We start from the raw sequence: 10,317 nt of genomic DNA on the forward strand, positions 1-10,317 counted from the left end.
TTTTGCAGTTACGAACGGTATCAAGAAATCATGTACAGTTGCGATATAGCTTTGCTGCCGCTTGTTTCCAACCCGGTTAACGAAACGAAATCCGACTTAAAATTTATTGAATGTGCAGCGCGCGGAGTAGCGGTACTGGCAAGTCCCACCGTGTACGAACATTCGATTGTCGAAGGTGAAACCGGATTAATTTATAGATATGAAAAAGAGTTTGAAATTAAGCTGAATTCGCTGATTTCTGACACTTATCGCCGCCGGGAAATAGCCGCGAATGCTTACGAATGGGTGCGCGACAACCGCTTGCTGTGTGGACACTACCGGCAGCGGCGAGATTGGTACTTACAAATGCGGGACGAGTTGCCACGTTTAAATGCTGAGTTGCGCGATCGCCTGCCGGAGTTATTTGGTGACTAAATGCGGTAAAATTTATAGGCTATTGTGCGATCGTTCTGTTTTATTGTTTAATTTCTAATTGTTACTCCACACCAATGCGAATTCTCTTCACTATTGCTCACTTTTACAATCCTAGCGGCGAGGGGAAACACGCTTCCCAGCGAAATGATCCGCAACCGCGACTGAATGCTTTAACCGCTTGCGTGACAGCGCTGCAAGCTTTGTACGGCAAATCTCAGTCCATGATTGACATTAGCGAATGTGCAACAATCCCAGCAAATCAATCTCAACAGCACGAAATTGACATTGTTATTTGCACTACTCAAGGTTATCATCTGTTGCCTCAACTGCCGGTACAGCCCAGATGTTTTATGCACCACGCTACCAAATGCGAACCGCTGCTTTTGGGGTTTGAGTGTCAAGCAGTTTTGCGAGCGTGTCTTAACAAATACGATTATTTCTGTTATTTGGAAGATGATTTGGTTCTGCACGACCCGTGGTTTTTTAGTAAATTAAAGTGGTTTACGCATCACGGGGGAAATGGGAATTTGCTGCAGCCTAATCGCTATGAAATAGCGCCTAAAGGCGCGGTTTTTAAAGCATATGTTGATGGTGATTTAGCAGAGTCAGCGACTTCTCCGTTTCAAAATGTAGAGGAGCAGCGGCAGTTAATGGGGAAAATCATGGAACAAACAGTCGCTTTTGAGCGGGCGTTAAATCCTCATTCCGGCTGCTATTTTTTGAATGCGGAACAGATGGCACACTGGGCTAAGCAATCTCATTTTTTGGACAGAGAGACTAGCTTTATCGGCCCGCTGGAAAGTGCCGCAACTTTAGGAATTATGCGGACTTTTAGAGTTTACAAGTCAACTCCTGCTTATGCTAATTTTTTGGAGGTTCAACATTTTGGCACGAGTTTTCTGAATTTAATTGGTAATAAGGTGAGGGTGCCGGAAGCATAAGGAGTCGCTGGCTTGGGGCGGGTTTTGTGTTAATATTGTCTGCTGTGGGTTCGGATTGTGGACTCGGGCAGGCCTCTAAAGGCTTCGGATATATAACAACGCATCAACTGATTATTCTAGGGATGCAAAACATCGCCGATTTTAACTGTGCCGCTGTTGATAATTTTGGCTAAAACTCCAGTTTGTGCGTGACCGAATTCCTTTTGGAGTAAACTGAGTAGGGAAATATCCCGCTCGCCCGTTTCTGGATTCACTTCTATATTGACACAGCGGCCGATTCGTGCTGTAACTTCTATGCGCGCCGTGCCTAATTGAAACTGTTTTCCGATCAACTCAAATTCTGACCAAGCTGCCATACCTTCTAGCACAATGTTCGGGCGAAATCGGCCCACGTCAATGTTTTCAACAGCAATTTCTGTTAATTGGTCTAATGTGGCTTGACTGAGTAAAGAAATGTGTACGGGTTCTCGATCGGGATAGCGAGTTTCGCCGCTGGTGTCACCGACTAAGTGCAAAGGTGCAAACTGCGGGTGTCTCGCTTCTTTTGTGGGTTCAATTGCCGCCAAATATTCTGTGAAAAAACTGCCAATGCGATCGCGCCCCGCTGCTGTGTTCGTTTCGGCCGATAACACTACAACTCCTTCACGCTTGACTGTTAAAACGGCCGTTTCCGGTTGATAATGACATTCTAAAGCTGCTAACAGAGGCCAATCGTTTTGGACAGCAAAATTTTTTTTGCTCATCCAAGGCACATTTTCGGCCGGCATTCTTGCAGCTTCAAGATTATCTGCAAACATTAAGGCAAAAGCTCGATCGCCCTTAATTCCGTGTCCGGCTGTTAAAGCAAACTCCGACATTTCTTGCGGTGTCAGCCCTTTAATTGGATAAATAAATAACTGTTTTATTGTTGCTACTGTCATAAATTTTTTAGCTGTGCTTCAATTTAAACTGAACTATTGTCCCCCCTTAGTAAGGGGGGCGAGGGGGAACGAAGCTATTTTATAAACATTAATAAAATTGCTCTACAAACCGGATTAAGCTAGCAATTCATAGCGTCGGATATCTGGAGGTCCAACGGCCAAACCGTCTAATTTTTGCACGGCGTCTTGAATGTGAGTTGAACCGAGATGTAGTTCCAGCAAATCTGCACTTTCCCACTCTTCAACGAAGGTAAAATCTGTGGGATCGGCTTGATTTTGCAGGAGTTCGTACTTGATGCAGCCTTTTTCTTTGCGAGTGGGTTCCATAATGCTCAGCAGCAGAGATTTAAGTTCTGCTACTTTGTCAGGAAAGGCAGCGAGGCGGGCAACTACTCGCAAGGTTGTTTTGGACATAGGACAAAAAAGTCACAGATAGGACGATCGAATTTACCGATTTTTACTTAGCAAACTCAGCAAAACACGATTTCACTTAAAATAACCTAAAGAGGTCGATCGGTCAACGGCACTAAAGTCAGTGCTGGACGCGCTGAAGTCTCAGAAACCCGGTTTCTTCCCAAATTCTTCGTTAGCAACCGCAGAGCGTCGTATAAACGGGGTTTATTGATATATTTTGGTCTATACCGGAGCCACTCAATCTTTGGGATAAAATCGCTTGTTTTCTGTAGAATATTCCCAGGCGATTGCCTCCGGGTCTTTTTCGCGGCTCCACTGAGCAAACTCAGGCTTAAGTTTCCACTTGCCGATCGTAGTTGCGTGAACTTTGAACCTGCGGGAGAGTTCCGTTTGGGTAAAAGAGATTTTGAGTTTTTCAGGAGTCTTGGTTTGAGCAATGGGGAATAAATTTGGTTTTTTATCTTGTGCTTTTTCCCGATTTATGGGAGGCTCTTGAACAGCTATTGCCGCATTAAGTGTTTCGCTTGGAGTGACAGGTGGAGCTATTTGAAAATAATACAAAATTCCGCCTTGTTCTGTCACTTCAAAATCCGCTGCAAACTCAGAGGCTCGTTCGTCCAGATACTCTTGAACCTTTTCTCCGGGGAGTTTTGCATTCATCGCCAAATCCAAAGCCGTAACTCGCCCTTGATTTTCCTTGATTAACTTGTAGAAAACCGAGTCTAAATGAGCGAGTTTGTGTTTTTGTTGCTGCTGGTAGAGCCTCCAAGCCCAAGCAATGCCCGCTGTGGTGGCGATCGCCCAAAACATCGTTCCCGACTCGAAACTGGCAACCGCCGTCAAGGAAATAGGCAAAAGCAGGGTAAGATATCCCCAAATGCTTCCCTTCTTTAGGTTATTGCTGTTTTTGACCATAGTTCCTAAACAGGTACGTAGTTTAGCTTAGTAGAGCGTGTCCGAATTCCGCGAAAGTTTTTCGACAGTCGATATATCGGCTAATCGCTGACGCACTCTACGACAAAATCCCACAATCTACTTTTTTTGTAACCGAGGGTTCATGTACTTTTTTCGCAAACAGATTACCATCCTACTGATATTTGTTGCTTGCTGTACGCTGACGATTAGTTGCAGCAATAGTCGAGCTGTCCAGTGTACTAAATTTACTGAAATTGTCAACAAAGGCAACGCTCTCATTGATGTTAATAAAGACAGCAACGATGCTGCAACGACCGACAATTTAGCTAAAAATTTGAACCTGATAGCGAATGAACTTGAGGATCTGCGAATAACAGATAAAACCCTCAAAGAAATTCAGGAGCCATCGGTTAAATCTTTCCAGGAAATTAGTCAAGCACTCGGCGACATAAGCAAAAGTCTTCAGGCTGGAAATCTCGCTTCTACAAGTATAGAAGGTCGAGAGCAAATCCAAACAGCTCAAGCAGATATTATTAGAGCAGGCCAACAGGCCAATCAAGCAGCCGCAAATCAAGACGCTTTGACTAGCAAACTGATTAATTATTGTAAGAGCGATCGCTAAAGGCTAAGAGTTTTGAGTTTTGAGATGGCCACGCGAACCCCAACAACCCACGAGGGGTGAATGAATTTGAGGAATGCGTCGCCTTCACCTACTATCTACCCCTTTGCAATTACCCAATTTTTAGTGATGAATTTCTAGATTCAAAATATAGCGGCCGAGTTGTACTTTCTCCGACCACAACTCGTATTCTAACTGCAAGTGTCCGGGTTCCGGCTTTCCTGTCAGCGTCAAGTTGCGGGTGAAGTTGCGGAGTCGCAACTGTTCGGGAGTCGCCAGCGATTCGCCCTGAAGCCAATAACGGCTCAGGCCGTACATTCCTCGTTCCCAGCAGTGGCGGTAACTGTATTTGCCGTTTCCTTGCATAGTCATAATGACTCGATAGGGCGAAACTTCTAGCCAGAGCAACCGGGGTTTTGTAGTTGGGGGCAAGATTGTAACTTGCTCGGCAGATTCGTCCGAGCCGTCGGAAAATTGCCGATCGATTATTGCTGGTTCGTGTAACAACAAGTGAAAGCGATCGCGGTCTTTTTGATAAAGTGTACCAGCGGTTTCAACAACTGACCACAATGGTAAATCTGTGGATACCAGCGATAAACTTACAGGCTTGCGGTGATGCGTCAGCATAAACAAAAGTGTAGGAGTTGTTGTGGATCGGGGGGGTTTGAGATTTGAGATTTTAAGCTTTAGATTTTAGATTTTAGATTAGCTGGGTTCCAAATTCCGGAGCTTTTGCTTAAAAAAATGAAAAATCTACAACTCGCAATCGAAAATCTAAAATTGTTTAGTCACAATTGAATCATCTGGTCGATAACTGAGAGCTAGACATGAAATCTAAGTATATACACGGATAATATGGGTGAAATTAAAGTGAAATCCGTACTGCTGCGTCCGCACTCCTGTGTCCTCGATAACTGACAGCGGAGTCTCCGGGCGAGTTTAATCAGCTTTTAAGTTAACCGGACACATTGGGAAAAAACCCGCAGGCCGTACAAACGACGACTGACTTAGGACTGGGAAAAAGGTAGGATAGCTAACGCCATCCAATCCTAGTTTATCTCAATGCAAGCTGACATTATAACTACTACGCTTCTTGACAAAAGCCAAACTTTAAGCATTCAAAAACCGACATCGGGCTTGTCGCTGGTGGGGAGGATTCGAGTTCCGGGCGATAAGTCAATTTCTCACCGAGCTTTGATGTTGGGTGCGATCGCCCAAGGTGAAACTACTATTGAGGGACTACTCCTAGGGGAAGACCCCCGCAGCACGGCTAAATGTTTCTCGCTCCTGGGAGCCAAAGTTTCTGAACTAAACGCGGAACGGGTGACAGTCCGGGGCGTCGGAATTGGCGAGTTAGAGGAGCCTGTGGATGTCTTGGATGCAGGTAATTCCGGCACAACGATGAGGCTGATGTTGGGAATTTTAGCGTCTCATCCGGGGCGTTTTTATGCAGTAACGGGTGACAGTTCTTTGCGATCGCGTCCCATGTCGCGCGTCATTAAACCGCTACAACAAATGGGAGCGCAAATTTGGGGTCGAAAGAGCAATTCTTTAGCTCCTTTAGGGATACTCGGACAGCAGTTAAAACCGATTCACTACCATTCTCCGATCGCCTCGGCTCAAGTTAAATCTTGCATATTGCTCGCCGGTTTGATGGCAAGCGGAGAAACTACAGTCACAGAACCCGCCCTGTCGCGGGATCACAGTGAGCGGATGCTGCGAGCGTTTGGAGCCCAATTGAGCGTCGATCCAGAAACTTGTAGCGTGACAGTTACTGGGCCGACACAACTGCAAGGGCAGAATGTGATTGTACCGGGGGATATTAGTTCGGCGGCATTTTGGCTAGTTGCTGGGGCGATCGTCCCCGGTTCCGAGCTCGTAGTCGAAAATGTCGGCGTTAACCCAACTCGTACAGGCATTTTGGAAGCTTTGGAGATGATGGGCGCCGACATTGAACTGCATAATCAGCGAGAGGCCGCCGGAGAACCTGTAGCGGATATTTTGGTTCGTAGTTCCGGCCAATTGCGGGGATGCACCATTGCGGGCGACTTAATTCCCCGACTGATTGACGAAATCCCGATTTTGGCAGTAGCGGCGATCTTTGCGTCCGGTACTACAATAATTCGAGATGCGGCCGAGTTGCGAGTCAAAGAGAGCGATCGACTGGCCGTGACTGCTGCGGAACTCAACCGCATGGGAGCCCAAATTTCCGAGTTACCCGACGGTTTAGAAATTACCGGGGGAACTCCTTTGATCGGTGCGGATGTTGACAGCTACACCGACCACAGAATAGCGATGAGTTTGGCGATCGCAGCGCTCAACGCCACAGGTATTACTAACATTCACCGGGCAGAAGCTGCTGCCATTTCCTACCCCGACTTTACCGCCACTTTGCAACAAGTTTGCCATCCCAATTGAGAGCGGGAGAGTTGGAGAGAGGGAAAGGGAGGAGTGGGAGGAGTGGGAGGAGTGGGAGATTAGGAAGGAGATCAGAGACTGGGAAAAATCCTCTTTCTTCCTTTTTCCTGACATCCGTTACATCCCGTACAGTGCTCGTTGCCGAACTTCCCTCTTCCTTCAACATCCGGTTAAGAATCCTTACCTACAACTTGTTCTTTTAAAGAATCAATTTCCGTTAACAACTCTTGGCGATCAGAAGCCTTGAGCAGATAGCGATAAACAAACCAACCCGTATATCCCATACCAATCAACTCAAAAATTGGAGCTACCAAAGGGACATCATTAAGAGCACCTAAAACTCCCAGCATTACCTTAATACTAATACCGCCTGCTAGAATTAAACCAACAGTTATGAGGGGCTTTTGGTAGTCAGCAAAAAAATTAGAGAGATAGGCGGGAAGTTCCGACAAAATTGTAATAACTTGGTCTTTAATATCTTGGAACTGGCTGGTCGGTGTTTCTGTGGTTGTCACTGTAGTCATGACCCCCGGTTTGTCCTCCACCAGATCTACTGTCACCACTTCAGTGATTGTTTGTGTCTCGTCCGAAAAGTTAGCTTGTGTCATTGAATACTTCCTCCGTTGTCAGGTAAAATTGCAGGCTGTGAATTGCTGCCAGTATAATTGTCCGGCAATTAGCACAGCATCCGCGCTGCAGGGACTAATTGATGAGACTAAGGCAGAGTTTCACAAATTGCAAGCAAAAATAACGATATGACTTGATTTTAAACAATTGCCTTCGCTGCCAAATCGGTCTTTTGACTCATTTTTTCACTTGAGCGAGGTCGATTTGATTCGGGCAAGGGCGTCCTTGTTCAAAGTCGGTGATATTGCCGATCGTGGTTTCGGCGATATTTTTCAAAGCTTCCTCGGTGAAAAAAGCTTGGTGTCCGGTAATCAGGACGTTGGGGAAAGTCAGCAAACGCTGAAAAACGTCGTCTTGGATGACGTGATTTGACAAATCTTCAAAAAACAAATCCGTCTCTTGTTCGTAAACATCTAAACCGAGGTAGCCAATTATACCAGACTTTAGTGCTTTGGTAACAGCTTTAGTGTCAATCAACTGACCGCGGCTGGTATTGATCAGCATCATCCCCGGTTTCATTTGCTCGATCGCCTCTGCACCGATCAAATGGTAAGTTTCCGGTATCAGCGGACAATGGAGACTGACAATATCAGAGGCGGCGAATAGTTCCGGGAGTGCGACGTATTCCATGCCTATGGCGAGGCAATCTGGGTTTTGGTAAACATCGTATCCCAGCAGGCGACACCCGAATCCGTGCAGAATTTGGGCAGTAATTGCGCCAATTCTCCCTGTTCCAACGATTCCCACCGTTTTGCCATGAAGGTCAAAACCCAATAGGCCATCTAGGGCGAAATTGCCTTCGCGGACGCGGTTGTAAGCCCGATGGATTCTGCGGTTGAGGGACAAAATCAGAGCGACTGCGTGTTCGGCTACTGCGTAGGGAGAATAAGCCGGAACTCGGAGGAGAGTTAGATCTAAATCCTTCGCTGCTGCTAAATCGACGTGATTGAATCCGGCGGATCTCAGGGCAAGCAAGCGGACGCCTTTTTCGGCAATGCGGAGCAGCGTTTTCGCGTCCAAGGAGTCGTTCACGAACGCGCAGACTGCCGGAAATCCAGCAGCCAAAACGCTGGTTTCCAGGTTCAGACGCGGTTCAAAAAAAACTAAATCGTGTTTGCCGCCGACATTCGCTGCTTCCAGAAATGTGCGATCGTAGGATTTGGTGCTGAATACGGCTACCTTCATGATTTTTGCCTGCAAACCCATTAATAGTTGGAAATTCTTTCCCGATCAACTCTAAATTTTACTAGAAAGCCGTTGCCCAAAACAACCCACTTTCCATGAGAAATATTGAATTTTGCAATGAGGCATCTATGAATCAACCAGATTTTTAGCCGTAAGGCAAATCCTGCTTATTTTTTTGAGTCTAATTGCTTAGACTGTAGTAAAGGGCGAGCGTTAATTGTTATTTTTTAGGAGAAAGTAAGATGTCTAAACAAATCAAAACTCAAATTTATCAAATTTTAGAAAAATCCGATATCGGCAATTTATACAGTTTAGCAGACGATATTGTTATCACTTGTTTGATTGTGATAAACGTCGCCGCTTTTATTGCTTCTACTTCACCCATATTGTCGCAAGAACAAAAGTTGATTTTGGAAAACATCGAAATTGCTTCATCCTTAGTATTTACAATAGAATATCTTTTGAGGCTGTGGGTGTGCACAGTCGATAGCAGATATAGCCACCCGCTTTGGGGAAGATTGAGATACGGTCTTACACCGCTAAGTCTGATTGATTTAATTTCAATCCTACCGTTTTACTCATTGCTGTTATTTCCTAATTTAAGCTTCGTTAATTTAATTCGTCTACTGCGCTTGTTGCGGTTGCTAAAAATGAGCCGTTATTCAGAGTCACTCAGAACTCTAGGAGCAGTATTGTACGCTAAAAAAGAGGAGTTAATTGCCACTGCATTTGCAGTCTTTATTCTGTTAATATTTGCCTCTAGCGTCATGTATTTTGTTGAAAATGAGGCGCATCCAGAAACTTTTGCGAGCATCCCCGATGCAATGTGGTGGGGAGTTGTGACCTTAACTACTGTCGGTTACGGTGATATTTATCCAATCACTCCTTTAGGGAAACTTTTAGGAGCAATATTAGCATTTTTGGGAATCGGAATTTTTGCGTTACCTGCAGGGCTCATTGCTGCGGGTTTTTCCGAGGAAGTCCAAAGGAGAAAGCACGAAAAAATGGCGACAAATTTACAGCAATCTGCTAATTACCAATCGGTCAAAATGCTGGCGGAAATCGAGGTCGGGTTTCAAAAAAAACAAAGTGCGATCGCGCTTCACATCGAAAGTTCATCCGAGTTGATGAAAATGTGTGTTTTAACGGCGAAACAGAAGTTAGGGGATGATTTTAAAAATGAAGAAATTATTCGCGATTTAGCTATTCATTTTTATAATGAAGCAGTTAGCAAATTCGAGCTTTAATTACAGATATATATTGCCTGTTATTGCGACAGAAGCGTTAGCAGAGCAAGCCGAAGGAAAGCAATCACTTGCAGTTAGGACCGCTTTATGTACAGCACTAATGACTAATGGCTAATTACCAGTCTGGTGGCAAATTGTAATATTCAAGAGTCGATCGATCTTTTAGCAATTCTTGCGTTTCTCGATCGACCTGAATCTTACCGTCAGCCAAAACTAACGCCCTTTGAGTCGTTTTCCCGATCCAATTCAAATTGTGGGACGCGATCAAAATTACCTCGATCGGCAATTGGGACAAAACCTTAGCCAAGTGACGCCGCCAGGAGGGATCGAGTCCGTTGGTCGGCTCGTCTAAGATTAAAATTGCCGGCTCTAATGCTAAAATTGCTGCCAAGGCTGCTAACCTTCTTTGACCTCCCGAAAGTTCATGGGCCGAACGGTTGGCAAATTCTACTAAACCAAATTCGTCTAATAGGGCTAAAGCTCGATCGCGCGCAACTCCAGGCGGCACTCCATAATTGCGCGGTCCGAACATGACATCCTCTAAAATAGTCGGCATAAATAGCTGGTCGTTAGCATCTTGAAAGCAAAATCCAATCTGCCTGCGCGCCTGCGATAAA

The 10,317-nt window shown here is 45.4% G+C and carries 12 protein-coding genes; 5 read left to right on the forward strand and 7 right to left on the reverse strand.

What is annotated here, in order from left to right:
• Together QUA38_RS24400 and QUA38_RS24405 are read left to right on the forward strand one after the other, a co-directional pair.
• On the forward strand, positions 1 to 414 hold a 414-nt coding region (locus tag QUA38_RS24400; protein ID WP_333166484.1), incomplete at its 5' end, for a glycosyltransferase family protein.
• A 74-nt stretch (positions 415 to 488) separates the two neighbouring features.
• Positions 489 to 1,355, forward strand: a complete 867-nt coding sequence (locus QUA38_RS24405) for a calcium-binding protein (protein ID WP_333166486.1) — start codon at positions 489 to 491, stop codon at positions 1,353 to 1,355.
• Positions 1,356 to 1,471: 116 nt separating this feature from the next.
• Here the strand turns inward: QUA38_RS24405 and QUA38_RS24410 are convergent, their stop codons facing one another.
• The 3 genes from QUA38_RS24410 to QUA38_RS24420 form a co-directional block, all read right to left on the reverse strand.
• On the reverse strand, positions 1,472 to 2,275 hold the full coding sequence (locus QUA38_RS24410) for an MOSC domain-containing protein (RefSeq protein ID WP_333166488.1): 804 nt from the start codon (positions 2,273 to 2,275) through the stop codon (positions 1,472 to 1,474).
• 114 nt (positions 2,276 to 2,389) lie between these two features.
• Complete coding sequence (locus QUA38_RS24415) at positions 2,390 to 2,689, reverse strand: putative quinol monooxygenase (RefSeq protein ID WP_190656699.1); 300 nt, start codon at positions 2,687 to 2,689, stop codon at positions 2,390 to 2,392.
• Positions 2,690 to 2,926: 237 nt separating this feature from the next.
• Positions 2,927 to 3,604: a hypothetical protein gene (locus QUA38_RS24420; protein WP_333166491.1), complete on the reverse strand. Its 678-nt coding sequence runs from the start codon at positions 3,602 to 3,604 to the stop codon at positions 2,927 to 2,929.
• Positions 3,605 to 3,746: 142 nt separating this feature from the next.
• Here QUA38_RS24420 and QUA38_RS24425 point away from each other — a divergent pair, with 142 nt between their 5' ends.
• Positions 3,747 to 4,226 carry a hypothetical protein gene (locus QUA38_RS24425; RefSeq protein WP_333166493.1) on the forward strand — a complete coding sequence of 160 codons (480 nt, stop codon included), beginning with the start codon at positions 3,747 to 3,749 and terminating at the stop codon, positions 4,224 to 4,226.
• Positions 4,227 to 4,346: 120 nt separating this feature from the next.
• Here the strand turns inward: QUA38_RS24425 and QUA38_RS24430 are convergent, their stop codons facing one another.
• A complete protein-coding gene (locus tag QUA38_RS24430; protein WP_333166495.1) occupies positions 4,347 to 4,850 on the reverse strand; it encodes a hypothetical protein in 504 nt (167 codons plus the stop codon).
• A gap of 435 nt (positions 4,851 to 5,285) precedes the next feature.
• On the opposite strand from QUA38_RS24430, the gene aroA reads away from it, so the two are divergent.
• Complete coding sequence (gene aroA, locus QUA38_RS24435; RefSeq protein WP_333166497.1) at positions 5,286 to 6,641, forward strand: 3-phosphoshikimate 1-carboxyvinyltransferase; 1,356 nt, start codon at positions 5,286 to 5,288, stop codon at positions 6,639 to 6,641.
• Positions 6,642 to 6,811: 170 nt separating this feature from the next.
• On the opposite strand, the gene QUA38_RS24440 is transcribed toward aroA, so the two are convergent.
• Together QUA38_RS24440 and QUA38_RS24445 are read right to left on the reverse strand one after the other, a co-directional pair.
• Positions 6,812 to 7,249, reverse strand: a complete 438-nt coding sequence (locus tag QUA38_RS24440; RefSeq protein WP_333166499.1) for a CAAD domain-containing protein — start codon at positions 7,247 to 7,249, stop codon at positions 6,812 to 6,814.
• A 196-nt stretch (positions 7,250 to 7,445) separates the two neighbouring features.
• Positions 7,446 to 8,453, reverse strand: coding sequence for a 2-hydroxyacid dehydrogenase (locus QUA38_RS24445; RefSeq protein WP_333166500.1), 1,008 nt, complete (start codon positions 8,451 to 8,453; stop codon positions 7,446 to 7,448).
• A 242-nt stretch (positions 8,454 to 8,695) separates the two neighbouring features.
• Here QUA38_RS24445 and QUA38_RS24450 point away from each other — a divergent pair, with 242 nt between their 5' ends.
• The gene (locus tag QUA38_RS24450) at positions 8,696 to 9,700 is read left to right on the forward strand and encodes an ion transporter (protein ID WP_333166502.1); all 1,005 of its coding nucleotides are present in this window, start codon (positions 8,696 to 8,698) and stop codon (positions 9,698 to 9,700) included.
• A 115-nt stretch (positions 9,701 to 9,815) separates the two neighbouring features.
• On the opposite strand, the gene QUA38_RS24455 is transcribed toward QUA38_RS24450, so the two are convergent.
• Positions 9,816 to 10,317 (reverse strand): energy-coupling factor ABC transporter ATP-binding protein (locus QUA38_RS24455; RefSeq protein WP_333166504.1); only part of this gene is annotated, 502 nt, incomplete at its 5' end.

The sequence above is a fragment of the Microcoleus sp. Pol12B4 genome, from assembly GCF_036701385.1.
Taxonomy (GTDB): domain Bacteria; phylum Cyanobacteriota; class Cyanobacteriia; order Cyanobacteriales; family Microcoleaceae; genus Microcoleus.

Coding starts and splice junctions, on each gene's coding strand:
- QUA38_RS24405 (WP_333166486.1), top strand. CDS start 489: ATGCGAATTCTCTTCACTATTGCTCACTTTTACAATCCTAGCGGCGAG.
- QUA38_RS24410 (WP_333166488.1), bottom strand. CDS start 2,275: ATGACAGTAGCAACAATAAAACAGTTATTTATTTATCCAATTAAAGGG.
- QUA38_RS24415 (WP_190656699.1), bottom strand. CDS start 2,689: ATGTCCAAAACAACCTTGCGAGTAGTTGCCCGCCTCGCTGCCTTTCCT.
- QUA38_RS24420 (WP_333166491.1), bottom strand. CDS start 3,604: ATGGTCAAAAACAGCAATAACCTAAAGAAGGGAAGCATTTGGGGATAT.
- QUA38_RS24425 (WP_333166493.1), top strand. CDS start 3,747: ATGTACTTTTTTCGCAAACAGATTACCATCCTACTGATATTTGTTGCT.
- QUA38_RS24430 (WP_333166495.1), bottom strand. CDS start 4,850: ATGCTGACGCATCACCGCAAGCCTGTAAGTTTATCGCTGGTATCCACA.
- aroA (WP_333166497.1), top strand. CDS start 5,286: ATGCAAGCTGACATTATAACTACTACGCTTCTTGACAAAAGCCAAACT.
- QUA38_RS24440 (WP_333166499.1), bottom strand. CDS start 7,249: ATGACACAAGCTAACTTTTCGGACGAGACACAAACAATCACTGAAGTG.
- QUA38_RS24445 (WP_333166500.1), bottom strand. CDS start 8,453: ATGAAGGTAGCCGTATTCAGCACCAAATCCTACGATCGCACATTTCTG.
- QUA38_RS24450 (WP_333166502.1), top strand. CDS start 8,696: ATGTCTAAACAAATCAAAACTCAAATTTATCAAATTTTAGAAAAATCC.